General features: G+C 69.9%; 24 protein-coding genes and 1 pseudogene. 10 read left to right on the top strand and 15 right to left on the bottom strand.

Going from position 1 to position 22753, the window contains the following annotated elements:
* Window positions 1–45 precede the first annotated feature (45 nt).
* The gene (locus tag ON21_RS17470) at window positions 46–348 is read left to right on the top strand and encodes a DUF4333 domain-containing protein (RefSeq protein WP_039799183.1); all 303 of its coding nucleotides are present in this window, start codon (window positions 46–48) and stop codon (window positions 346–348) included.
* Window positions 349–514: 166 nt separating this feature from the next.
* On the opposite strand, the gene ON21_RS17465 is transcribed toward ON21_RS17470, so the two are convergent.
* The 3 genes from ON21_RS17465 to ON21_RS17455 form a co-directional block, all read right to left on the bottom strand.
* A complete protein-coding gene (locus ON21_RS17465) occupies window positions 515–1483 on the bottom strand; it encodes a sigma-70 family RNA polymerase sigma factor (protein ID WP_039799182.1) in 969 nt (322 codons plus the stop codon).
* Between the two features lie 195 nt (window positions 1484–1678).
* Complete coding sequence (locus tag ON21_RS17460) at window positions 1679–3196, bottom strand: DUF7782 domain-containing protein (protein ID WP_083880691.1); 1518 nt, start codon at window positions 3194–3196, stop codon at window positions 1679–1681.
* Between the two features lie 84 nt (window positions 3197–3280).
* Entirely contained in the window at window positions 3281–4024 is a 744-nt protein-coding gene (locus ON21_RS17455) for a VOC family protein (protein WP_039799181.1), read from the bottom strand.
* A gap of 190 nt (window positions 4025–4214) precedes the next feature.
* On the opposite strand from ON21_RS17455, the gene ON21_RS17450 reads away from it, so the two are divergent.
* The gene (locus ON21_RS17450; protein WP_039799179.1) at window positions 4215–5510 is read left to right on the top strand and encodes an MFS transporter; all 1296 of its coding nucleotides are present in this window, start codon (window positions 4215–4217) and stop codon (window positions 5508–5510) included.
* Between the two features lie 33 nt (window positions 5511–5543).
* Here ON21_RS17450 and ON21_RS17445 read toward each other — a convergent pair whose 3' ends face one another.
* Window positions 5544–5897 carry a DUF3099 domain-containing protein gene (locus ON21_RS17445; RefSeq protein ID WP_039799213.1) on the bottom strand — a complete coding sequence of 118 codons (354 nt, stop codon included), beginning with the start codon at window positions 5895–5897 and terminating at the stop codon, window positions 5544–5546.
* A gap of 208 nt (window positions 5898–6105) precedes the next feature.
* Here ON21_RS17445 and ON21_RS17440 point away from each other — a divergent pair, with 208 nt between their 5' ends.
* Complete coding sequence (locus ON21_RS17440; RefSeq protein WP_039799212.1) at window positions 6106–6342, top strand: DUF3039 domain-containing protein; 237 nt, start codon at window positions 6106–6108, stop codon at window positions 6340–6342.
* A 9-nt stretch (window positions 6343–6351) separates the two neighbouring features.
* On the opposite strand, the gene ON21_RS17435 is transcribed toward ON21_RS17440, so the two are convergent.
* Window positions 6352–7494 carry a YihY/virulence factor BrkB family protein gene (locus ON21_RS17435; protein ID WP_086006438.1) on the bottom strand — a complete coding sequence of 381 codons (1143 nt, stop codon included), beginning with the start codon at window positions 7492–7494 and terminating at the stop codon, window positions 6352–6354.
* A 192-nt stretch (window positions 7495–7686) separates the two neighbouring features.
* On the opposite strand from ON21_RS17435, the gene ON21_RS17430 reads away from it, so the two are divergent.
* The gene (locus tag ON21_RS17430; protein WP_039799178.1) at window positions 7687–9438 is read left to right on the top strand and encodes a DEAD/DEAH box helicase; all 1752 of its coding nucleotides are present in this window, start codon (window positions 7687–7689) and stop codon (window positions 9436–9438) included.
* 6 nt (window positions 9439–9444) lie between these two features.
* On the opposite strand, the gene ON21_RS17425 is transcribed toward ON21_RS17430, so the two are convergent.
* Entirely contained in the window at window positions 9445–10047 is a 603-nt protein-coding gene (locus ON21_RS17425) for a TetR/AcrR family transcriptional regulator (protein WP_039799176.1), read from the bottom strand.
* A gap of 105 nt (window positions 10048–10152) precedes the next feature.
* Between ON21_RS17425 and ON21_RS17420 the strand changes: the two genes are divergently transcribed.
* Window positions 10153–10893 (top strand): SDR family NAD(P)-dependent oxidoreductase, encoded by a 741-nt coding sequence (locus tag ON21_RS17420; protein WP_039799175.1) that lies wholly within the window; start codon window positions 10153–10155, stop codon window positions 10891–10893.
* On the opposite strand, the gene ON21_RS37175 is transcribed toward ON21_RS17420, so the two are convergent.
* The 3 genes from ON21_RS37175 to ON21_RS17410 are packed head-to-tail and all read right to left on the bottom strand — an operon-like array spanning window position 10894 to window position 13419.
* Window positions 10894–11148: a helix-turn-helix domain-containing protein gene (locus ON21_RS37175; RefSeq protein WP_245562637.1), complete on the bottom strand. Its 255-nt coding sequence runs from the start codon at window positions 11146–11148 to the stop codon at window positions 10894–10896.
* Window positions 11105–11659 (bottom strand): SWIM zinc finger family protein, encoded by a 555-nt coding sequence (locus tag ON21_RS17415; RefSeq protein ID WP_039799174.1) that lies wholly within the window; start codon window positions 11657–11659, stop codon window positions 11105–11107. The genes ON21_RS37175 and ON21_RS17415 overlap by 44 nt, the downstream gene beginning before the upstream one ends.
* Window positions 11659–13419: a DEAD/DEAH box helicase gene (locus tag ON21_RS17410; protein ID WP_039799172.1), complete on the bottom strand. Its 1761-nt coding sequence runs from the start codon at window positions 13417–13419 to the stop codon at window positions 11659–11661. The genes ON21_RS17415 and ON21_RS17410 overlap by 1 nt, the downstream gene beginning before the upstream one ends.
* 149 nt (window positions 13420–13568) lie before the next feature.
* Here ON21_RS17410 and ON21_RS17405 point away from each other — a divergent pair, with 149 nt between their 5' ends.
* Window positions 13569–14276: a TetR/AcrR family transcriptional regulator gene (locus tag ON21_RS17405; RefSeq protein WP_039799210.1), complete on the top strand. Its 708-nt coding sequence runs from the start codon at window positions 13569–13571 to the stop codon at window positions 14274–14276.
* 104 nt (window positions 14277–14380) lie between these two features.
* Here ON21_RS17405 and ON21_RS17400 read toward each other — a convergent pair whose 3' ends face one another.
* Entirely contained in the window at window positions 14381–14575 is a 195-nt protein-coding gene (locus ON21_RS17400; RefSeq protein WP_036538000.1) for a DUF7455 domain-containing protein, read from the bottom strand.
* A 276-nt stretch (window positions 14576–14851) separates the two neighbouring features.
* Between ON21_RS17400 and ON21_RS17395 the strand changes: the two genes are divergently transcribed.
* Window positions 14852–15211: a DUF952 domain-containing protein gene (locus tag ON21_RS17395; protein ID WP_039799169.1), complete on the top strand. Its 360-nt coding sequence runs from the start codon at window positions 14852–14854 to the stop codon at window positions 15209–15211.
* On the opposite strand, the gene ON21_RS17390 is transcribed toward ON21_RS17395, so the two are convergent.
* Both ON21_RS17390 and ON21_RS17385 read right to left on the bottom strand, forming a co-directional pair.
* Window positions 15212–15859 (bottom strand): response regulator transcription factor, encoded by a 648-nt coding sequence (locus ON21_RS17390; protein ID WP_039799168.1) that lies wholly within the window; start codon window positions 15857–15859, stop codon window positions 15212–15214.
* On the bottom strand, window positions 15856–17031 hold the full coding sequence (locus tag ON21_RS17385) for a sensor histidine kinase (RefSeq protein WP_245562636.1): 1176 nt from the start codon (window positions 17029–17031) through the stop codon (window positions 15856–15858). The genes ON21_RS17390 and ON21_RS17385 overlap by 4 nt, the downstream gene beginning before the upstream one ends.
* Window positions 17032–17142: 111 nt before the next feature.
* Between ON21_RS17385 and ON21_RS17380 the strand changes: the two genes are divergently transcribed.
* Together ON21_RS17380 and ON21_RS17375 are read left to right on the top strand one after the other, a co-directional pair.
* A complete protein-coding gene (locus ON21_RS17380; protein WP_039799166.1) occupies window positions 17143–17625 on the top strand; it encodes a cation:proton antiporter regulatory subunit in 483 nt (160 codons plus the stop codon).
* 3 nt (window positions 17626–17628) lie between these two features.
* Complete coding sequence (locus ON21_RS17375; protein ID WP_039799165.1) at window positions 17629–18813, top strand: cation:proton antiporter; 1185 nt, start codon at window positions 17629–17631, stop codon at window positions 18811–18813.
* Here ON21_RS17375 and ON21_RS17370 read toward each other — a convergent pair whose 3' ends face one another.
* The 3 genes from ON21_RS17370 to ppgK all read right to left on the bottom strand — a co-directional run bounded on the left by ON21_RS17370 (window position 18814) and on the right by ppgK (window position 22243).
* Window positions 18814–19578, bottom strand: a complete 765-nt coding sequence (locus tag ON21_RS17370; protein WP_039799164.1) for a rhomboid-like protein — start codon at window positions 19576–19578, stop codon at window positions 18814–18816.
* A 333-nt stretch (window positions 19579–19911) separates the two neighbouring features.
* Window positions 19912–21291 carry an RNA polymerase sigma factor gene (locus ON21_RS17365; protein WP_039799163.1) on the bottom strand — a complete coding sequence of 460 codons (1380 nt, stop codon included), beginning with the start codon at window positions 21289–21291 and terminating at the stop codon, window positions 19912–19914.
* A 193-nt stretch (window positions 21292–21484) separates the two neighbouring features.
* Window positions 21485–22243, bottom strand: a complete 759-nt coding sequence (ppgK, locus tag ON21_RS17360; protein WP_039799162.1) for a polyphosphate--glucose phosphotransferase — start codon at window positions 22241–22243, stop codon at window positions 21485–21487.
* 167 nt (window positions 22244–22410) lie between these two features.
* On the opposite strand from ppgK, the pseudogene ON21_RS17355 reads away from it, so the two are divergent.
* Window positions 22411–22753, top strand: a pseudogene (locus ON21_RS17355) (inositol monophosphatase family protein); the annotation flags it as partial.

Here is a 22753-nt window from a genome sequence, read left to right as displayed (position 1 = left end):
CGATCTGGACGATGTCACATTCGTCGAAGGAAAGGTCCGCTCGCCATGAAGATCCGCAGTATCGCCCTGCTGTCGCTGCTCGCGGCGACGCTCACCGCGTGTTCCGTCAGCATCGGCACACCGAAGGTCACCGAGGCCGACTTGGAGAAGTCGGTCAAAGACTCACTCACCGAGAAGGTCGGACAGGAACCCGACGCGATCGATTGCCCCGGCGATCTCACCGGCAAGGAAGGGACCATCATGCGTTGCACGCTCACCGCGGGCGGGGACACGCTCGGTGTGATGCTGACGGTGACCTCGGTCGAGGGCGACACGGTCAAATACGACATCGCGGTGGATCAGAGCTGACCTGCCCGGAGGGCGCCCGAGGGGGATACGACACCGCCGACCGGCTCGCGCGACGCCCGGAGGGGACGGGCACGCGCGCATACCGGTCGGCGCGGGAAGGTGACCCCGGCGGAAGGGTCACCGGGCCGAACGCCGGCGCTGTCTCGAGGCGGCCGGCGCCGGACGATCAGCTGGCGTAGGCGCGGAGCCGGTCGGCCCGCTCACCCTTGCGCAGCTTCGCCATGACTTCACGCTCGATCTGACGCACCCGCTCGCGGGAGAGTCCGAAGAGCTTGCCGATCTGGTCCAACGTGCGCGGCTGGCCGTCGTCCAGACCGAACCGCAGCCGGATGACCTGCTGTTCGCGCTCGTCCAGGGTGGCGAGCACGCTGCGCACATCGTGGTGCAGCAGACCCGCGATGACCGCGGACTCGGCCGAGGTGGCCTCGGAGTCCTCGATGAAATCGCCCAGCGGGGCCTCTTCGTCGTTGCCGACCGGCATGTCCAGGCTCACCGGGTCGCGGCTGTGGTCGAGCAGATCGGAGATCTTGTCGACCGGGATGCCGGATTCGGTGGCCAGTTCCTCGTCGGTGGCCTCGCGGCCCAGCTGCTGGTGCAGTTCGCGCTTGATCCTGGCCAGCTTGTTCACCTGCTCGACCAGGTGGACGGGCAGGCGGATGGTGCGGCTCTGGTCGGCCATGCCGCGGGTGATGGCCTGCCGGATCCACCAGGTGGCGTAGGTGGAGAATTTGAAGCCCTTGGCGTAGTCGAACTTCTCCATGGCACGGATCAACCCGAGGTTGCCCTCCTGGATCAGGTCGAGCAGCGGCATGCCGCGGCCGGTGTACCGCTTGGCGAGCGAGACAACAAGGCGCAGGTTGGCTTCGAGCAGATGAGACCGGGCGGCCTGACCGTCGCGGACGATCATCGCGAGATCACGCTTGCGGGACGCCGACAGTCGCTTGCCGGTTTCCAGCAGGTACTGCGCGTAGAGGCCCGCCTCGATGCGCTTGGCCAGCTCGACCTCGTCGGCAGCGGTGAGCAGCGCGGTACGGCCGATCCCGTTCAGGTACACACGTACCAGGTCGGCGGCGGGGCTCTGAGCGTCGAGGTCCGAATCGCTGGTGCGCACACGAGTGGTGGCGGGGCTTGTCATGACTTGCCTCCTGTCGGTGGTGTCTCACTCCGATAAACGGACCCGACAGGGAGAAAGTTCCCCGTTACGGCTGGCATAAACCGCTCTGAGCAGCGGTTTTCGCCCTTCTCGTCTGAGAAGTTCCTGAGAAGCGCCGCAGCGCGGGGACGATCCCCGGCCAGGACCTGCACCGGCCGGCGCGCGGTTGCCGTTACCTCACACGGGCTTGATCAATCCGTGCCGCACCAGGCCGGTGACCACGGACAACGCGTCGGCGGCGAACTCGGCGCCCACCTCGTCGGCTCCATGGGCGAGCGCCAGCAGTTCGATCAGCTCGTACAACGGCAAGCCTTCGGCCCGCATTCCCGCCAGCAGCGAGATCGTCGCCTCATCCACTTCGTGCTGCCAGCGGGGACCGTCGCCGCGGTGCAATCGCGCGACCTCTGGAGCCCATCCCTCGGCGCCGTGCAGGTACACCCGCTCCAGCGCGGTCGCCGGGTCCACGACGAAACGTGAAGACCAGGCGAGATTTTCGTCACCGGCGACGGCCCGCAACCAGGCCGAGCGCTCGAAATACCGGATGGCCTCCGCGCCGAGCGGATCGTCGAAGCCGTGGGTGAGGTCCTCGGCGAGAAGTTCGGTCGGCCCGTCGATGGCGCGCAGATAGACGAACCCGAACCCGATCCCCGCCACGTTCGCGGCCTCGAAGGCGTCCAGCCAGCGCTCCGCACGGGCCTGCGCGGCGGGATCACGCGGGTCCGCGCCCGCGTCACGCAACCAGGTGCCCACGTAGAGGGCGGGGTCGGCCACGTCACGTTGCACCACCCAGGCGTCGACGCCGTGCGCGGGCAACCAGGACGACACGCGCCCGCGCCAGTCCTCGTCGTCCACATGGACCCAGGCGGCGAGCATCGCGGCGGTGCCGCCGGGGGCGAGCAGGTCGGCGGCCTGCGAGATGACCAATTCGCTCGCGCCGTCGAGCGCGAGGCCGGAATCGCGATAGGTGTGCTCGACACGCCCCGGACCCACCACGAACGGCGGATTGGCCACCACCTGGTCGAAGCGCCTCCCCCGCACCGGTTCGAACCAGGAACCCTCCACCAGTTCGATGTCCAGCTCGTTGAGCGCCGCGGTGGCCTCGGCCAGCCACAACGCCCGGGGATTGACATCGGTCGCGGTCACGCGTCGCGCGTAGGAGGCGGCGTGCACCGCCTGGACGCCGCACCCCGTGCCGAGGTCGAGCACCGTGCCGACCGGCCGGGTGGGGGTGGCGCGCAGCAGCGAGAGAGAGGCGTGGCCGACGCCGAGGACGTGATGCTCGGTCAGCGTGCGCCTGCGCATCGAGTCGTCGAGGTCCGACAGGACCCACCGCGTGCCCGTGCCCGCGTCCAGCGGCCGCAGATCGAGCGCCGCCCGCACCTCGTCGCCGTCGCGGTCCAGCAGGCCCGCCGCGACCGCGCGATCCACCTTCACGGGCGCCAGCGCCGCGGCCACCTCCCGCTCCGGCAGCGCGTCGCCGAGCAGCAACAGGCGGATGAGGGTGCCCAGCTCACCGGCCGCACGGGCCGCGCGGCGTACCGGTGCCGGCTCCGACCGGCCCAGTGCGGCGTGCGCGTCGCCGAGCGTCTCGAGCAGGGTGTCGGCGTCGTAGCCCACCCGGGTGAGCGCGGCCCGCAGATCCGGGCACAGCGCGGTGAGCAGCGATCCGGTGGTCGTCGATCGGTTCGTAGGCACACCGGTACTCTGCCACCGCGGCCACCGGGCGCGGATCAGGCGCCCGCGGTATCACCACACCGCGATGCTTTCGCGGGAGGGCGATCAGACACCGCTGGGATCGCGTCCGGTGACGCAGTACAGCGCGTCGCCGGGATCGCTCAGGACGATCCAGTGCTCGTGGCGTTCCACCACGGTCGCGCCGAGCGACTCGTGCCACGCGGCGGTGGCATCGATGTCGCTGGCGGCCAGATCGACATGCGCGCTGGTCGGGCGGTTCTCACCGAGGCGCTGCAACAGCAGTTGCGCGGGCAACTGCCGGTCTTCCGAGCGCAGCCGGGCGAACTCCGGCCGCCTCCCGGGCTGATGGGTCCAGCCGGTCAGTAGCTTCCAGAACCGGGTCTCGACCTCGTGGTCGTCGGGGCCGATGTCCAGGCACACCTGGTCCAGGCGCGACAGCGTGCCATCCGGAGCTCGCACCGCGGGCGCGGGCGTGCTCGTCGCGCGGCCGCTGGGAGTCAGGCAGAACGTCTGGCCGCCGGGGGAGCGCAGCACGGCGTAGTCGGGATGGTTGGCGACCAGCTCCGCCCCGAGGTCGAGCGCGGTGCGTACGGCGGAGGGGATGTCGTCGACGTCCAGGTCGAGGTGGACGCCGCCGAGGCCGGTCACCGCTTGCATCTTGACGCTCGCCGCGGCGAACAGCGCCGGGTCCGGCAACAAGGTGAGGAACTCGTCGTTCGCGCCGCGCCGAGGGGAGAGCTCGGTGCCGGTGACCGTGGACCAGAACTTCGCGCAGTCGTCGAAACGCTGCGCCGGGCGGTCCAGGAAGACCCAGATCCACCGAATCATGTGCACTCCTGTCTCGTTGCCCGCAACAAACCGTGGCCGGTGATCGTGGTGCGCGAGGCTTCATGCGACCCTAGGTACACGTGCCCGCCATGTCGAGAAAATACCGGCGCCGCCGCGTTTGGCACGAATTTGATGGGATGTGGCATTTCAGCCACTCGATGCGTGGACATAGTTCGGGCAGGCTCAACGGGTGACCGAACTGCAGACGCCGACTCCTGTTTCCCTCGATTCCGCGCCGCGCCGGCGCTTGCACCCGGCGTGGCTGGTCGCAGGCGTGGGTTTCATCGCCCTGCTCGGTGCGGCCGGGTTCCGCTCCGTGCCCAGCGTGCTGATGGACCCGTTGCACGAGGAGTTCGGCTGGTCACACGGCACCATCGGGGCAGCGGTTTCGCTGAATCTGCTGCTGTACGGTCTCATCTCGCCGTTCGCCGCCGCGCTGATGGATCGCTTCGGCATCCGCAGGGTGGTCACCTGCGCGCTGCTGCTGGTCGCTGCGGGCAGCGGGCTGACGGTGTTCATGTCCCAGCCGTGGCACCTCGTGCTGACCTGGGGCCTGCTGGTGGGTGTCGGCGTCGGGTCGATGTCGATGCCGTTCGTCGCCACGATCACCGGCCGGTGGTTCGTGCGGCAGCGCGGTCTGGTCACCGGCGTGCTCACCGCCGCCGGCGCGACCGGACAGCTGGTCTTCCTGCCGCTGGTCTCGGCGCTCGCGCACGCCCACGGCTGGCGGCTGCCGTCGCTGATCGTCGCGGGCGCGGCGCTCGCCGTGGCGCCGCTGGTGCTGCTGTTCATCCGGGACTATCCGAGCGACCTCGGCGCGCGAGCCTACGGCGCCGAGCCGGACAGCACGGTCGGCCTGCGCGTACCCGCCGTCGGTGGCGCGTCGCGCGCGCTCACGGTGCTCGGCGCGATCGCGAGTCGTCCTGGATTCTGGTTGCTCGCCGGCGGTTTCGCGGTGTGCGGCGCGTCCACCAACGGGCTGGTCGGTACCCATTTCGTCAGTGCCGCGCACGACCACGGCATGCCGCCGACCACCGCGGCGAGCCTGCTGGCCGTCGTCGGCGTCTTCGACGTGGCGGGCACCATCGCCTCGGGCTGGCTGACCGACCGGATCGATCCGCGCTATCTGTTGATCGGCTACTACACGCTGCGCGGTCTGTCGCTGCTGATCCTGCCGGCGCTGCTGGGTCCGGACACGCAACCGAGCCTGTGGGTGTTCATCGTCTTCTACGGCTTGGACTGGGTGGCCACAGTACCGCCGACGGTCGTGCTGTGCCGCGAACTGTTCGGCGCCGACGGCCCGGTCGCGTTCGGCTGGGTGTTCGCCTCCCACCAGATCGGTTCGGCGGTGGCGGCCACCGGCGCGGGCGTCATCCGTGATCTCCAGGGCAGCTACGACCTCGCGTGGTATCTGGCGGGCGCGCTGTGCGGCGCCGCCGCCGTGATGTCGGCGGTCGTTCGCAGGGCCCCGGCAGCCGCGCGGTGACCCGCCCGTGGTGAGCCGGTCCTCCCGGCGGGGTCAGTTGTCGATGGCGTTGTGCGGGCGCGACTCGATGGCCGTGCGCGGACGGTCCCATCGGCTGGGCTCGTCTTTGCGGCGGGGCGGGCGATCGTTGGCGATCAGCACCGCGATCCACGGCAGCGGAATGGACGCGACGATGATCAGGATGGACAGCAGCGGGTTGCCGAACGCGCTGTAGGCGATCGCCGCGAGGACCAGGCACGGTATGCGGAACGCCATGATGATCGTGTACCGACGCACCCGGGCTCGGTGCTGGTCTTCCAGCGAGGGCGCCGCCTCGGTGATCAAGGCGGGGTGCTTGTCGTCATTGCCTGGGAAGTATCCGGAGGAACGGCGGGGCTGCGTCGGCATCGTCACGTCGGGGTGCTCTTCGCGGTCGCGGCCGTCGGCGGATGGGGAATCGCCGTTCTGCTGCATACCCCGAGTCTTCCACTCGGGGTCCGTCCGCGCACATACGGAGGTCGAATTCCCATCCTTTGCTGGTGGGAGCCCTCGTGGTCGGCTCAGAGGTGACACCGTGGTCAGCGGGGTCGTCGCGCGATGCGGCATCATGGAGTGCGTGAGCACCGACACCATGGTTCGCCCGGATACGACGACCGACGAGACGACGGGCGACGACACCCCGAAGTTCTTCCACTACGTGAAGAAGGACAAGATCGCCGAGAGCGCCGTGCTGGGCACCCACGTGGTCGCGCTGTGCGGAGAGGTCTTCCCGGTGACCCGCTCGCCCAAGCCGGGCTCTCCGGTGTGCCCGGAGTGCAAGAAGGTCTACGACGGCCTACGCAAGGGCGACTGAGGCGAAGATCTACTCGCCGGACGAGGACCGCGCTGCGCGCAGGTCGAGCACGGCGCGTCGGCCGTCGGAGCCCGCGTCGTCCTGACCCGCCGCGGCCTCGTCCCGATCCTCCGTGTCCTCGTCGGCTCCGCTCTCTCCGCGCACCTGATTGGCGATCCACTCCTTCACCTGCTCCATGCGCGTCGCGCGGGCTGGCCAGAACTCCTGCACCGCCGCGTTGAACTCCGCGCCCAGGATCACCGCGAAGCCAAGGAAGAACGTGAACAGGAGGAACGCGATAGGCGTCGCCAGCGCGCCGTAGGTGACGCCGGTGCGGCTCACCCACGACAGGTAGCGGCGCAGCACTTCGCTGGCCGCCATGAAGAACACGCCGGCCACCAGCGCCCCGCCGAAGAGCCGGTGCCAGGGCAACGAGGTGTGCAGGGCCAGCTTGTACAGGGTGGTGAGCCCGACGATCAGCAGCAGGCCGACGCCGGGGTAGTAGAAGAAGTCCAGCAGTTGCAGTCCGGTCGCCCGCCACGCGGTGGGCAGCACCCGTCCGATCAGCGTCGGCCCCAGCGCCACCAGCGGCAGGATGAACACCGACGCCGCCAGGAACAGCAGGTACAGCAACAGCGCGAAGATGCGCTGCCACACGGGGTGCCGTGCGTCCTGCTGGTCGTGGGCCTCCACGATCGAGTCGACGAAGGTGGCCATCGCCGACGACCCGGCCCACAGCGACAGGACGAAGCCCACCGACACCACCGCACCGCGCCCGCGCCCGAGGACGTCCTGGACCGTGGGCTCGATGAGATCGGTCACCACGTTCGCGCTGAACAGGTCCCGGCTGAACGCGATGATCTTGGACTCGACGATCTGCACCGTGTCCGGGCCGAACCATCCGCCCACGTAACCGAGGCTGCCGAGCAGTCCGAGCAACAGGGGCGCCAGCGAGAGCGTCTGCCAGAACGCCGCCGCGGCCGACTTCGCGAAGATGGAATCGGCCCAGGCCTTCTCCGCCACCCGCATGGTCAGCGCGGCGGCCCGCCTGCTCACCACCGCGGTCCGCGCGCTCGCGCGATCGGCCCAGGTGGGCGGGCGCACGGCGGCGGCGCGGGTCGACGGTGCGTCGGTCTGCGGCGGATCGCCCGGAATGGCGTGCTGCTCGGTCATCGTGCTTACAGCATCGCGCACTTCGTCGATCGGCATCGGAGTGTGCGTGCGACGTCTCGGTGGGCATGGGGTGAACTCCCAGCGTCCTGGCTGGTGGCCGTGTGATGCCCGTCGCGCCTGCCGCGTCGGTTTGGCGACACGCCGTGCCGGGCCGCTAGGGTCGTCTGCGTGACTGGGTCGGGTGGCGCCGCTGTGGCGGGAGAGGCAGAGACGCCGGGCGATTCGAAGGCGGCCGGCCCCGCCGGCGCAGGCTCCCTCCGTGCCTGGCAGCGACGTGCGCTGACGAAGTACCTGGCCACCAAACCTCGGGACTTCCTCGCCGTGGCCACCCCGGGCGCGGGCAAGACCACCTTCGCGCTGCGGGTGGCCGCCGAGCTGCTGGCCGACCGCACCGTGGACCAGATCACCGTGGTGGCGCCCACCGAACATCTCAAGCACCAGTGGGCGCAGTCCGCGGCGCGCAGCGGGATCGCCCTGGACTCGCGGTTCTCCAACTCCACCGGTGGCACCTCGGGTGACTATCACGGTGTCGTGGTCACGTACGCGCAGGTCGCCGCGCATCCCTCGCGCCACCGCGTGCGCACCGAGAATCGCAGGACACTGGTCATTCTCGACGAGATCCACCACGCGGGAGATGCCAAGAGCTGGGGTGACGCGACCGCCGAGGCGTTCGGCGACGCCACCCGCCGCCTCGCCCTGACCGGTACCCCGTTCCGCAGCGACGACAGCCAGATTCCGTTCGTCGTCTACGAACCCGACGAGTCAGGTTTCCCGAAGTCCCGCGCCGACCACACCTACGGCTACGCCGAGGCGCTCGCCGACGGTGTGGTGCGGCCGGTGGTCTTCCTGGCCTACTCCGGCGAAGCGCATTGGCGCGACAGCGCGGGCGAGGAGTACTCCGCCCGCCTCGGCGAGCCGCTGAACGCGGAGCAGACCGCCCGTGCCTGGCGGACCGCGCTCGATCCGGCCGGCGACTGGATCTCCGCCGTGCTGCGCGCCGCCGACATCCGGCTGCGCCAGAAGCGCGCCTCCGGCATGCCCGACGCGGGCGGCCTGGTGATCGCCACCGACCAGGACCGTGCCCGTGACTACGCGGAACTGCTGGAACACATTTCGGGCGAGAAGCCGGCGCTGGTGCTGTCCGACGACCCCGCCTCCTCCCACCGCATCGCCGAATTCAGCAACAGCACCCAGCCATGGATGGTCGCGGTCCGTATGGTGTCCGAGGGCGTCGACGTGCCGCGCCTCGCCGTCGGGGTGTATGCGACCAGCGCCTCCACCCCGTTGTACTTCGCACAGGCGATCGGGCGTTTCGTGCGTGCTCGCAAGTCCGGCGAGACGGCGACCGTGTTCCTGCCCTCGGTACCGGTGCTGCTGGATCTGGCAGCGCAGCTGGAGTTGCAGCGCGACCACGTCATCGGCAAGCCGCACCGGGAGAAGAACGGCCTGGACGACGAGCTGCTGATCGACGCGAACAAGCAGCAGGACGAGCCGGGCGAACAGGAGAAGTCCTTCGTCGCGCTGGCCGCCGACGCCGAGCTCGACCAGGTGATCTACGACGGATCCTCCTTCGGTACCGCGACCTTCGCCGGAAGTGACGAGGAAGCCGACTATCTGGGAATCCCGGGTCTGCTCGACGCCGAGCAGATGCGCGCGCTGTTGCGCGAGCGACAGGCCAGACAGGTCGCGGATCGCAGCGTGTCCGTGCCCGTCCCCGATCCCGGGCCGCAGGTGGCAGGCGCCGCGGAGCGGGTCGCCACCGCCGATCGGCTCGGCGAATTGCGGCGCGAACTCAACAGCCTGGTGGCGATGCACCACCATCGCACCGGGAAGCCGCATGGCGTGATCCACGGCGAGCTGCGCCGCGAGTGCGGCGGGCCGCCGACCGCGCTGGCCAGCGCCGAACAACTCGGCGAGCGCATCGCGGCGCTGCGCCGGAAGTAGTCCGCGTCAGCGGTCCGGGGTGGGCCAGGCGGACATGGCGCAGTCGATGGACGCGGTGAGTTCCGCCAGCGTCGCGCCGTCGCGCGCCTGGATGGACAGGCCGTAGAGAACCGTGGTGTAGAAGCCGGCGAGCGCCGTGCTGTCGGTGCCGGGCGGGAGATCGCCCTCGGCGACGCCGCGCTCGATCCGTCGTCGGATGTCCTCGGTCGTCGCGCGCCGCTTGTCGATCAGGAAGTCGCGGATGCCGGTGTTGCGGGTGGTGTAGGTGGAGCCCGCGAGCACGACCATGCACCCGTGCGGCTTGCTCTCCTCGGTGTAGGCCACCGCGTTGTCCCGCAGCATCGCCTCGATGGCTGCTCGCGCGGTGGGTTCCTCGCGCAGCGCGCGGGCGGTGTAGCCGCCGTCGGTGTGCCCGTAGAGGTCCACGGCCGCGCGGAACAGCGCCTCCTTGCCGCCGAACGCGGCGTACAGGCTGGGGGAGTTGATCCCCATCGCGGCGGTCAGGTCGCTCATCGACGCGCCCTCGTACCCGTGCTCCCAGAACACCTCCATGGCGCGGCGCAACGCCTCGGCGCGATCGAAGGCGCGCGGTCGTCCCCGTTCAGCCATGCCGGACCTTTCTGTGTCGATCGTTAAATATACCTCTTGACATCGCGGCGGCGAATGGGCTTGGCTATTTGTGTACTGATTGACACAAAAATAGAAGGAGTACCGATGTCGGAGCTGACGGGCAAGGTCGCGCTGGTCACCGGGGGCAGTCGCGGGATAGGGGCCGCGATCGTGCGCCGCCTCGCCGCGGCGGGCGCGGACGTGGCGCTGACCTATCAGCACGCCGAGGGGCAGGCGAAGACGGTGGTCGGCGAGGTGGAGGCGCTCGGGCGCCGAGCCGTCGCGCTCCAGGCCGACAGCGCCGATGCCGCCGCTGTGCGCGCGGCGGTGGACCGTGCGGCGTCCGAACTCGGCGGCCTGGACATCCTGGTCAACAACGCGGGAATCTTCCCGGCGAAGCCGTTCGGGGAATTCACCGTCGCGGAGATCGACAACGCGCTCCACGTGCACGCTCGTGCCGCGTTCGTCGGTGCGCAGGCCGCCGTCGCGCACATGCCCGACGGCGGACGGATCATCAGCATCGGGACCAACCTGACCGATCACGCGCCGTTCGAAGGGGTGACGCTCTACAACCTCAGCAAGTCCGCCCTCAACGGCTTCACCAAGGCGCTGGCGCGCGAACTGGGCCCGCGGGCGATCACGGTGAACCTCGTCCAGCCGGGTTCCACCGACACCGACATGAATCCGGGCGACGGCGCGCACGCGGCGCGGCAGCGCGACCTGACCGCGCTCGGGCGCTTCGGCGCCGCCGACGATGTCGCGGCCACGGTGGCCTTCCTGGCCGGGCCGTCCGGTCGCAGTGTGACCGGTGCGTTCCTCACCGTGGACAGCGGCACCAACGCCTGATCAGCCGGCGAAATACCGTCCCGGCGGGACACCGACGTCCCGCCGGAACGCCGCGACGTACGCGCTCGGCGTCGCATGACCGACCCGGCCCGCGATCCGCGCGATCGGCATCCCCGCGGCGAGCAGCGACAGCGAAGCGGCCAGCCGGATCCGCGTGCGCCACTGACCGAAGGTTTCCGCTTCCGGGCCAGACGGCCGGAGCGCCCGCGGTTCAGCACGGGGTCGTCGTGAAGAATCGCCGGGGGTCGAGCGCACTGATCGGCGTCCACCGCGTCGCCGGTGCGGACGCGTCCGAATCCGGCGGCGCGGCAGCGAAGTAGCCCTGGATCGCCAAGCCCAGTCGAGGATCCTCGTCGACTCGCCGCGCCATCTCGTAGAAAACGGCCAGGACGTGCACGCACCGCGTCTTGCGCGCCGTGCACGAGCAGTCGGTACCCGCGAGGACGGGCGCGAGCGAGACCCCGGCCGCGCTGATCCCGCGGTACATGTCGTCGGTCAGCACGCTGGGGTCCGGCACGATCCCGGCGATCGCGGCGATGGTCTGCCGGGACAGCGGGGCGACCTCCACCTGCGTCACCGACGCCTGGCCACCCCGGTGGATGGTGGCGCGCACCACCCGTCCTTCGATCGCGGCCTGCACGCCGTTGTTGCGCGCGATGCTGCGCGCGCGGGGCAGCATCGGGTCGGGCCGGGTCTGACGCAGCGGCTCCGCCAGCCGGACCCAGTCCATCCCCCATGCGGTGTAGCCGAATTCGTTGTCCGCCATCAGTTCTCCCGCTTCCGGCGCAGTATCTCGATCAGCTGGGCGTCGTCCAGTGCGGCCAGCGCAGCGATGCCCGCCGCGTCGCCGAGGTCGCGCAGCGCCGCCTTGCGGTCGTGCATGCCCGCGATGTGCTCCTCCACGGTGGTGATCGAGGTGAGGGTGGTGACGGTGACCGTGCGGGTCTGTCCGATCCGGTGCACCCGGTCGGAGGCCTGCGCCTCCACCGCCGGGTTCCACCAGCGATCGAAGTGGACGACATCGGCGGCGCGGGTCAGCGTGAGACCGGTGCCCGCCGCGCGCAGGCTGAGCACCAGCACCGGCGGCCCGTCCTCGGCCTGGAACCTGGTGACGATCTCGGCGCGTTCGGCCTGCGAGAGCGCGCCGTGGAAGAACGGCGCGCGCACGCCGAACTGCTCGGCGAGATGTCGCACCAGCAACTCGCCGGTCTGCCGGTACTGCGTGAAAATCAGCGTCGGGCTGCCGGTTTCGAGATTGGCGGCGATGATATCGGTGCACAGGTCGAGTTTTCCGGACCGGCCGGCCAGCTCGTCGAGTTCGCCGGTGATCAGCCCGGGATGGTTGCACACCTGCTTCAGGGCGGTCAGCGCCGCGAGCACGCGGCCGTGGCGCTCGATGCCCGCGCCGAATCCATCGGCGACGGCTCGGTCGAGTAGTCGGTCGTAGAGCCGTTCCTGTTCGGCGGTGAGGTCGCACAGCAGATCGCTGTGGATCTTGGCGGGCAGGGCGGCGGCGACCTGACGTTTCGTGCGGGCCAGCACCACCGGTTCGATGGTGTCGCGCAACCGCGCCGCTGCGGCGGCCGAACCCTCGTGGATCGGCCGCACGAAGCGCCGCCGGAACTGCGTGCGGTGTCCGAACAGCCGGGGTGCCACCAGGTGCAGCAGGGCCCACAACTCGTCGAGATGGTTCTCCACCGGCGTGCCGGTCAGCGCGACCGTCGCGGCGGCGCCGATCGCGCGCGCCGCCTTCGCGACCTGGGTGCGGGGATTCTTCAGCGCCTGCGCCTCGTCGAAGACGGCCGTCGCCCAGTTCCGCTGCGCCAGCAGTTGCCCGTGTAAGCGCAGCGTCGGGTAACCGGTGACAACGATCGCGTCGGCGTCGACGGCGCCGCCACGCCACACGACCACGCGCAGCCCCGGCGCGAACCGGCCGATCTCGTGGGCCCAGTTGCCGACCAGCGACGTCGGGCACACCACCAGCTGCGTCCCGGCCTCGGCCCGGTCCAGCAGGAAGCCGATGGTCTGCACGGTCTTGCCCAGCCCCATCTCGTCGGCGAGCACCGCGCCGCCGTGCACGGCCACCGTTTCGCGCAGCCAGCCGACTCCGCGCGCCTGGTAGGGCCGCAGCCGGGCTTTCAGCGTGGCCCGCAGGTCGGCGGTGATCGCCTCGGTATCGCGGAGAACATCCAGTGCGCGTCGCGCGGAGACGATGGCCGTGCCGGAGGCATCGGGCACGGCGTGCGCGGCGAGGGGCAGGGCCTCGGCGTCCGCGCCGGGCGACTCCCCGGCGGGGTCGGCGAGCACGGAACGCACCACCCGTTGCCAGGCCAGGACCGACTCTCCCGGGTGGTCGAGGCTCGAGTCGGCGAAAGTCGCGGGATCCACCAGGGCGGCATCGACGTCGATGACCTCGAGGGCTCCGTCCGCGGCGACCGGGACGGCCAGCGCGAGCGTCTCCTGGTCACCCAGGTCGGCCGGGGCCGCACCGGTGGCGTGTCCGAGCCAGGTCCACAGCGCGAACATGTGCCGGTCCGGTAGATAAGTGGCATGTGTGCTTGGCAGGGCGCACCCCTAAAATCAACGTATGGTGTACGGAGTAACGTACACCGTACCGGATCGGTTCCGAGGAGCCCGTGAGCGACGACGTCATATCCGACGAGGCCAGGCGGCTGATGGACTTGCTGTGGCGGCACGAGCTACCGGCGCGTCCGGCCGGGCGCGGCCCGAAGCAGACGGTCAGCGTGGACGCGGTGGTCGCGGCGGCGGTCGCGCTCGCCGACCGGCAGGGCTACGAGAAGGTCTCCATCCGCACGGTCGCCGCCGAACTGGGGCTGCGACCGATGAGCCTCTACACATACGTGCCGAGCAAGGACGCGCTGACGGTGCTCATGGTCGACGCGGTGGCCGAAGAGGATGAGCCCATTCCCGCCGATCTCCCACCGCGTGAGCGCCTCGCCGCCGTGGCCCGCCAGGTCCGCGCGGAACTCCTCGCCCATCCCTGGCTGCTCGAGGTGTCGCCGTGGCGGCTCGTGCTCGGGCCGGGACGGATGCGTCGCTACGAGCGGCAGTTGACCGCGATCGACGGGCTCGGCTTGCCGGATGTGGCGATGGACCGGGCGATCGCCGTGCTGTCGGAGTTCGCCACCGGTAACGCGCGTATGGCGGTGGCCGCGGCCCGCGAGACCGCGCGCATGAGCGACGCACGGTGGTGGGAAGTACACGGTCCGCTGCTGGCCGAGGTCATGCCGCCGAGCCGGTTCCCGCTCGCCGCACGCGTCGGGGCGGCGGTGGGTGAGCTGTACCAGGCGCCGGCCGACCCGGACGGCGCGTTCGAATACGGCCTGGCCAGGCTGCTGGACGGCATCCTCGGCGCGGACTGAGCGCCGCCGGACACGCCAACAGCGGGCGACCTGTGGGTCGCCCGCTGCCGGTGGAAACCGTGTTCTGTTGTTCGATGCTGTTGTGTCAGGACGCGAGGAGCAGGTCAGAGCGCGGGAGCGGACTCCGTGTCGATCACGGCGTCCAGCTCACGCAGCCGATCCATGTGTTCGTTCGCGTGGTGCTGGCAGAAGAGCAACTCTCCACCTGCGGGCAGTACGGCGCGCACACGGGCCGCCGCCCCGCAGCGGTCGCAACGATCGACCGCGGTCAGTGGGGTGCTTGTCAGGGTTCCTGGCATGACTCCTCCGTCCTGGCTCCCGGTCCCGACGACCGTTCACCTGGTGTGGGGCTCGTGGTCACTCACCACGAGCTCGCTACCGCTACTTCCCAGCAGGGGTATGACTACTCTGTCAGACGTTCGGGACGGGGGACTTTGTTCCCGCGAAGGAAGCAGTGTGTTTTCGATAACACGACCAGGGATTTCGCTACGGGCGAACGTTCCAGGTCCCGTCGTCGATGTGCACTGCGTCACACTCTCGATCGGCCGATCCAGTTGTCTACCGGGAGATTACCCGTGACCTATGACACTCACACGCTTGTTCACCTATGTACTTTGGATGAATGGTTATCCGCTCGGCAAACGGGGGAGTACCGAGCGCCCTCGCTCGCCCAGGCGGGGTTCATCCATCTCTCGTCGCCGCAACAGGTGCACTTGCCGGCGAATCGGTTGTTCGCCGGGCGGCGTGATCTGGTGTTGCTGCGGATCGACCCTCGCCGCGTCGGGTCGCCGATCAAATGGGAGCCGGGGGTCCCGACCGATCCGGAATCGATGCTCTTCCCGCACCTGTACGGCCCCTTGCCGGTGGGAGCGGTCACAGGAGTCGTGGAGTACCTGCCGACGGCGGACGGGACATTCGCCCCGCTCCCGGCGTGACTACCGGTCGCGGATCTCGCGCGCCACGATGGCGGCCTGAACCCGCGACCGCACACCCAGTTTGGTCAGCACACGGGATACGTGCGTCTTGACGGTCGTCTCACCGATGAACAGCCGACCCGCGATCTGCGCGTTGGACAGGCCGTCCCCGAGGCAATCGAGCACTTCGCGTTCGCGTTCGGTGAGTTCGCCGAGCCCGGCGGGAGCCGATTGCGCGACAGCCGGATTCGACGCGGCGAACGCCGAGATCACCGCTCGCGTCACCTCCGGAGCCAGCACGCCGTCCCCTCCCGCGACCGCGCGCACCGCCGCGACCAACGCCTGGCCCGACGTGGATTTCAGCACGAACCCCGAGGCGCCGGCGCGCAGCGTGCGAAAGACGTACTCGTCCAAGTCGAATGTGGTCAGGATCAGCACCTTCGCCAGGCCGTCCCCGGTGATCCGCTCGGTCGCGGTGATGCCGTCCACCCCCGGCATGCGCACGTCCATCAGCACCACCTGCGGCCGCAGCGCTTTGGCCTGGGCCACCGCGACATCGCCGTCGGCGGCCTCGCCGACCACATCGATATCGTCCTCGGCCTCCAGGATCATCCGCAGGCCCGCGCGGATCGCGGCGTGGTCGTCGGCGATCACCACCCGAATCGTCATGCGGCACCCACGCAGCCGAGCGGGAGGGTAGCCAGGACTTCCCAGTGGCCGGAATCCGTTCCGGCGCGCAGACTTCCGCCGAGCGCCGCGGCCCGCTCGCGCATGTTCACCAAACCGCGGCGCCCGGCTCGGGCCACGGCCTGCTGCGGCCGCGCGGCTGCGGTCCGGTTGCGAACGGATATCGTGAGTATCTCTTTCTCGGCGCGCACGTCGATGGAGACCTCCTGTCCCGGGGCGTGTTTCATGGCGTTGGTCAAAGCCTCCTGGACGATGCGATAGGCGGCTTGGTCGACGGCGCTGGGCAGCGCTGCGTCGTCCAGTGATTCGCGCACCCGCACCGAGATCCCCGCCGCGCGTGCGGCCTCCACCAGGATGGGCAAGTGGGCGAGTGTGCGCGGCGCGGCCACCTCCGCCGCGCCGTCGTCGCTGCGCAGCAATCCGATCATGGTGCGCATCTCCTCCAGTGCGCTGACGCTGTTGGCGCGGATGGAACGCATGATCCCGGCCACCGCCGGGTCGGCGTCCCGGCGGGCCAGCACGCCGAGCGCCGCCTCCGAGTGCAGTGCGATGGCCGACAGGTGCCCGGCGATCACGTCGTGCAGGTCGCGCGCCATCGTGGTGCGCTCGTCGGCGATGGCCGCGCGACGGTCGAGTTCGGCGACCAAGGTGAGCGCTCGAGCGCGGGTGCGCTCGGCGTCCGCGACCTCCTTGTGCGTGCGCACCGAGTTCGCCCACCAGATCGGCGTCGCGACGAAACTGAACACCGCCACCAGCGCCAGCGCGACCGACCGCAGGTCGCCGGTCAGGGCCAGGGTCAGCACCACGGCGACGACGGAGAGCGCCGACCAGGACAGAGCCGTGATCCGCGACCTCCGGCGGCCTGCGTACAGCACGGCCGCGTAGATCAAGTCGGCGTAGACGATCCACACCGGCACCGTGGCGCCGAGCCGGATGTCCACGGCCAGTGGGATGAGTCCGGCCAGCATGGCCGCGATCGGCACGCGGCGGCGGGAGAAGGTCGCCAGGCACAGGACGGCCAGCACACCGCACCGCACCCACAACGGCACTTGCTCGCCCCGCTCGGTCATGGTGGACAGGCCCGCGAGGTACAGCGCCGCGCCGCCGGCGAACGCGATGACGGCGCCCAGCGCATCGCGCGTCCGCTCCGGCACCTCCGCCCACCGCCACACGTCTCCATCACAGCACAGCGCCTGCGACGCGCCATCGGCCGAAGTGATGACCGATTCGTTCGCGGGAACGGTGTTCCGGCTAATCTGGAAGACGTGAACGTCGACGTCACCGCACTACCCGGGATCGGTGTCCGGAAGGACTTCGAGGTGCGTTCCGGTCGCCGAATCGGCGTGGTCGCCCACCGCGATGGTGATATCGACCTGATCGTCTCCAAGCTCGACGATCCCGACGCCTGTGCCGCGCAGATCCCGCTGACCACCGATGAAGCGGCGGTCCTGGCCAACCTGCTCGGCGCGCCCCAGCTGGTCGCGAAGCTCAACGACGACCACCGCGACCTGCCCGGGATCACCACCCGCCAGCTCCCGATCGGGGACGATTCCCCCTACGACGGCCGCACCCTCGGCGAGACCGAGATGCGCACCCGCACGAAGGCCTCCATCGTGGCGGTCATGCGGGCCGGGCAGCTGCATCCCTCGCCCGGGCCCGATTTCACCTTCACCGCGGGCGACCTGCTCGTGGTCGTCGGCACTCCGGAGGGCTTGGATGCCGCCGCGAAGATATTGACGCACGGCTGAACCGTGACGGACACCGCGCTCGCCCTGATCGAGCTCGGAGCGGTTCTTTTCGTTCTCGGCATGTTGGGTCGTGTCGCGGGCCGCGTCGGTATGTCGCCCATTCCGCTGTACCTGCTCGGCGGTGTCGCTTTCGGCCAGGGTGGTCTCATCGAACTCCGGGCCGCCCACGACTTCGGCCATATCGCCGGCGAGATCGGCGTGGTGCTGCTGCTCCTGCTGCTCGGCCTGGAGTACACGGCGGCGGAGCTGGTGACCGGCCTGCGCCGTTCCTGGGCGGCCGGTCTGGTGGACATCGTGGTCAACGCGTCACCGGGAGCGGTGGTCGCGCTGATGCTGGGCTGGGGTGTCGACGGCGCGATCACGATGGCGGGCGTCACCTACATCTCGTCCTCGGGCATCGTGGCGAAAGTCCTCGACGACCTCGGGCGCCTGGGCAACCGCGAGACGCCGGTGATCCTGTCCATCCTGGTCTTCGAGGATTTGGCGATGGCGGTCTACCTGCCGATCCTCACCACGGTGCTGGCCGGGCTGAGCTGGATCAGCGGGTTGCGTGCGCTGGCGGTGGCACTGATCACCATCACGCTGGTGCTCGTGGTAGCGCTGCGCTATGGGCGGTACGTCTCGGCGATCGTGGACAGCGCCGACCGTGAGGTCTTCCTGCTCACGCTGCTCGGCGGGGCGCTGCTGGTGGCAGGCGTTTCCTCGGCGCTGAGCGTGTCAGCGGCGGTCGGAGCGTTCCTGCTCGGCATCGCGATCTCCGGCTCGACCGCGCACGCGGCGGCGAAGATGCTCGAACCGCTGCGCGACCTGTTCGCGGCCATCTTCTTCGTGGCCTTCGGGTTGAACACCGACCTGCGAGCGATCCCGCCGGTGCTGGGCTGGGCGATCGTGCTGGCGGCGGTGACGGCCGGGACGAAGGTGGCGACCGGGTGGTGGGCCGCCGCACGCGAGGGCATCCGGCAGATGGGCCGGGCCCGGGCGGGCGCCGCGCTGGTCGCACGGGGCGAATTCTCCATCGTCATCGCGGGACTGGCCGTGAGCGCGGGCGCGATGGACGGTCAGCTCACGGCGCTCGCCTCGACCTACGTTCTCCTGATGGCGGTGCTGGGTCCGATCGCGGCGCGGGTGGTCGAGCCAGCGGTGACGCTGTGGCGCAACCGCGGCCGCCGCGAGCCGCAGGTCTCCTGATCAGTCCTGGGCGGCGGGGGCTCTCTTGGCGGCGGTCCGTTCCAAGCGGTGCCAGAACAGGCTCGCGATGGCGCCGACCGCCAGCCCGATGACGGCGGCACAGAGATGGCCGTAGTCGGTGAATGTCGGTTCGACCCACAGCGCCACGCCGAGCGTCACGAGGAGCGTACCGGCCCACACCAGCCGCACCCGGCCGCGGAACCGGAACGCCAGCGCCGCCAGTACGGCCGAGAAGCCGTAGCTGGTACCGACATCCGCGGCGACGGCCACCCGCAGCGGGATGAGGCCACGGTCGATGGCGTGTGAGATGCCGGTGACGGTCAGCAGCGTCGCCCCGATGTGCCCGGTCGCGAACAGCAGGATCCAGCGCGCGGTGCCCAGCCAGCGCTCGGCATATGCCATGACGACCAGGAAACCGGCGATGGTCGTCCAGGGGAAGCCGCCGTCGGTCCAGAAAGCCGAAGCGACCAGCACCTGAACCGGGTTGTGCCGCATGTTGTAGAGGTTGGTCGACGCCGAGAAGATCAATCTGCGCTCCACCGAGTCACCGACTCCGCGCAGCGTCCACCAGGTGACGAACAGCGTGAACGCGTAGGCGGTGCTGGCAGGCGCGGCCCCGAGGTGCGCGCGGATCGCGGGCAGGAGCCGCCGCGCCAGCCCGGGACGCCGCAGCCAGGCCTGCGCGTCGCGCCACTCGGCGCGCAGGTCGACGGTCCGCGTCCACGGTGACCGCAGCCAGCTCGGTGTCGAGGTCGAGGCAACCACCCCGCAAGTCTGCCGGGTGGGAGGTGAGCGCGGCGAAGTGCCCCCGTTTGTGGCGCGATCGGACCGTCGAGCGGCCGTTCGACGCGGCCGAGCCGTGCGTAACCGCACATCGGATCCGGGTCGGCCGGTCGGTACTCAGCGAGTGCGATCGTGAGTGGAGGTGTTGTCCAGCAAGATATTCGGCTAGCGGTCAGGGATGACCGTGAGCGCTGGAGGTTATTGCGATCCCGCGTGCAGGCGCACAGCTCGGACGCGGAAAAGCGCGACGCCCGCATTCGCCGACCGCTGGAAGATTCGAGCGGACAACGAATGCGGGCGTCGAGGCGGTGCGACCTAGTCGAGGTAGTCGCGCAGGACCTGCGAGCGGCTCGGGTGGCGCAACTTGCTCATGGTCTTGGACTCGATCTGGCGGATGCGCTCTCGGGTGACCCCGTAGACCTGGCCGATCTCGTCCAGCGTGCGCGGCTGGCCGTCGGTGAGGCCGAAGCGTAGCCGAACCACGCCCGCCTCGCGCTCCGACAGCGTCTCCAGCACCGACTGCAGCTGATCCTGCAGCAGTGTGAAGCTCACCGCGTCCACCGCGACCACGGCCTCGGAGTCCTCGATGAAATCGCCGAGCTGGCTGTCGCCCTCGTCGCCGATGGTCTGGTCCAGCGAGATCGGCTCACGCGCGTACTGCTGGATCTCCAGCACCTTCTCCGGCGTGATGTCCATTTCCTTGGCCAGCTCCTCCGGCGTCGGCTCGCGGCCGAGATCCTGGAGCAGCTCGCGCTGGATGCGGCCGAGCTTGTTGATGACCTCCACCATGTGCACCGGGATGCGGATGGTGCGGGCCTGGTCGGCCATGGCGCGGGTGATGGCCTGCCGGATCCACCAGGTGGCGTACGTGGAGAACTTGTAGCCCTTGGTGTAGTCGAACTTCTCCACCGCGCGGATCAGACCCAGGTTGCCCTCCTGGATCAGATCCAGGAACGCCATGCCGCGGCCGGTGTAGCGCTTGGCCAGCGAGACCACCAAGCGCAGGTTGGCCTCCAGCAGGTGGTTCTTGGCCCGGTTGCCGTCGCGGACGATCCAGTTGAAGTCACGGCGCATCGCGACCGGCAACTTCTCACCCTGCTCGGCGAACTCGCGCACCTTCTCCGCGGCGTAGAGGCCCGCCTCGATCCGCTTGGCGAGTTCGACCTCCTCCTCGGCGTTGAGCAGCGCGACCTTGCCGATCTGCTTGAGGTAGGCGCGGACGGAGTCGGCCGAGGCGGTGAGCTCGGCGTCCTTGCGGGCCTGGCGCAGTGCCTCGGATTCCTCTTCGTCCCACACGAAGTCGCCGGAGGCCTTGTCGGCCGCCGTCGGCTCGTCGGACTCCTCGCCCTCGGCTTCCTCGGTCTCGGTGTCCTCGGCGACGTCGACCAGCTCGTCGCCGTCGGCGAGGTCCTCCTCGGAGACTTCCAGATCGCCGAGGTCATCGAGATCGAGCGACTCGTCCTCGAGCGCCTCGTCGGTGCCCGGCTCGCCGTCGGGGCCCGCCTTCTTGGTGGTGGCCTTCTTCGCGGGAGCCTTGGTCGCCTTCGCGGCCTTCTTTGCAGGCGCCTTCTTGGCGGCGGCCTTCTTCGCCGGAGCCTTCTTCGCGGCAGCCTTACGGACCGGCCGTGCTGCGGTTACATCTGCGGAGTCGGCATCGGCCGATTCGGCGGTCTGACGGGTATTCGTGGCTACCACGTACGCCCTTTCGTGACGGTCTCGTGCGGCGTCACGCCAGAGTATTGTTCCGGCGGAGCGATCTGTCGGGTTTCACCGGCGGAGGGCCGGTCGGGGTTTCTCCGGCTCAGCCGGGCACGTTCCATTGTAACGATCTAACCAGGGTACCTACGGCACGATGCCCGGAACGGCATCCTCGCGGTCCCCGCGCGCCTCACGGTGCGACGCCCCCCGCGATCGCCATGGCGGCGCCGACGATGCCCGCGGTGTTGCGCAGGCGGGCCGGGATGACGGGCGTCCGGTTGGTGAGCAGCGGAATCCACTGCTCGGCATCCCTGCTGATGCCACCGCCCGCGACGAAGACGACCGGGAAGAACAGGTTCTCCAGCGTCGTCAGCACCAGGCTGACCTGCGCTGCCCACTGCGCGTAGCTGAGGCCGTCGCGTTCCTTGATCGAGGCGGCCGCGCGGTGCTCGCTCTCCATGCCCTGGACCTCGAGGTGGCCCAGTTCGGTGTTGGGCACCAGCGTGCCGTGGTAGAGCAACGCCGAGCCGATACCGGTGCCGAAGGTGAGCAGCATGACCAGGCCCGCGAAATTGCGCGCCGCGCCGAAGTGGTCCTCGGCCATGCCCGCCGCGTCCGCGTCGTTGAGCACGGTGACCGGACGGCCGCCGAGCGCGGCGGAGAACAGCGCCCGCGCGTCGGTGCCGATCCAGGACTTGTCGATGTTCGCCGCGGTGCGCGCCACGCCGCCGATCACCACCGCGGGCAGGGTGATGCCGACCGGCCCGGTCCACTGGGCTTTGTCGACCAGTTCGGCCACCGCCTCGGCCACGGCGAACGGTGTCGCGGGGTGCGGAGTGGCGATCTTGATCCGCTCGTGGACCAACTCCCCGGTGGCCAGATCGACCGTGGCGCCTTTGACGCCGCTGCCGCCGATGTCGATGCCGAATGCGTGCCCCCGAGCGGACATGACTAACCCCTCGTCTCCCTGTGCTGGCCGGTGTGATGACAGCGCTGCACGGGGCCCTGGACGCCACGGCGGGCGTGCGAACGGGATGCCCGACGACGGCGCTGTGTCGTGCACGACAAGAGTAATGGGAGCACGTGGCTGGGCGTTCGGCGAGGATGTGTGATGCGATGAAGGGCGTGCCGGAAACCTCATCGTCAGTGTCCGACTACACCCCCGACTCCTTCGTCTCGATCGTCGCGCGCGGCGACGAAGCCGACCTGCGTCGTATCGCGGTCGACATCGCCGAGACGGCCGCCGCCCACGTTCGTGCCCGCCGTCCCGAAGTGTTCGGGCCCACGGGCGTGCCCGCCGAAGGCGCCGTGCAGTCCAAGAGCCACGAGACCGACCCGGTGACCATCGTGGACACCGAGACCGAAGAGCTGATCCGAAAACTGCTCGCCGAACAGCGCCCCGGCGACCCGATCTCGGCGAGGAGGGCGGCGGCAGTCTCGATGACGCGAGCGCGGACAT

It is taken from the genome of Nocardia araoensis NBRC 100135 (assembly GCF_000308435.1).
Classification (GTDB): Bacteria; Actinomycetota; Actinomycetes; order Mycobacteriales; family Mycobacteriaceae; genus Nocardia; species Nocardia araoensis.
Note: the sequence above shows the minus strand (reverse complement) of the source record. Positions and strands in the feature narration are given on the sequence as shown.

Coding starts and splice junctions, on each gene's coding strand:
- ON21_RS17470 (WP_039799183.1), top strand. CDS start 46: ATGAAGATCCGCAGTATCGCCCTGCTGTCGCTGCTCGCGGCGACGCTC.
- ON21_RS17465 (WP_039799182.1), bottom strand. CDS start 1,483: ATGACAAGCCCCGCCACCACTCGTGTGCGCACCAGCGATTCGGACCTC.
- ON21_RS17455 (WP_039799181.1), bottom strand. CDS start 4,024: ATGATTCGGTGGATCTGGGTCTTCCTGGACCGCCCGGCGCAGCGTTTC.
- ON21_RS17445 (WP_039799213.1), bottom strand. CDS start 5,897: ATGCCGACGCAGCCCCGCCGTTCCTCCGGATACTTCCCAGGCAATGAC.
- ON21_RS17435 (WP_086006438.1), bottom strand. CDS start 7,494: ATGACCGAGCAGCACGCCATTCCGGGCGATCCGCCGCAGACCGACGCA.
- ON21_RS17425 (WP_039799176.1), bottom strand. CDS start 10,047: ATGGCTGAACGGGGACGACCGCGCGCCTTCGATCGCGCCGAGGCGTTG.
- ON21_RS17420 (WP_039799175.1), top strand. CDS start 10,153: ATGTCGGAGCTGACGGGCAAGGTCGCGCTGGTCACCGGGGGCAGTCGC.
- ON21_RS17415 (WP_039799174.1), bottom strand. CDS start 11,659: ATGGCGGACAACGAATTCGGCTACACCGCATGGGGGATGGACTGGGTC.
- ON21_RS17410 (WP_039799172.1), bottom strand. CDS start 13,419: ATGTTCGCGCTGTGGACCTGGCTCGGACACGCCACCGGTGCGGCCCCG.
- ON21_RS17405 (WP_039799210.1), top strand. CDS start 13,569: ATGGACTTGCTGTGGCGGCACGAGCTACCGGCGCGTCCGGCCGGGCGC.
- ON21_RS17400 (WP_036538000.1), bottom strand. CDS start 14,575: ATGCCAGGAACCCTGACAAGCACCCCACTGACCGCGGTCGATCGTTGC.
- ON21_RS17390 (WP_039799168.1), bottom strand. CDS start 15,859: ATGACGATTCGGGTGGTGATCGCCGACGACCACGCCGCGATCCGCGCG.
- ppgK (WP_039799162.1), bottom strand. CDS start 22,243: ATGTCCGCTCGGGGGCACGCATTCGGCATCGACATCGGCGGCAGCGGC.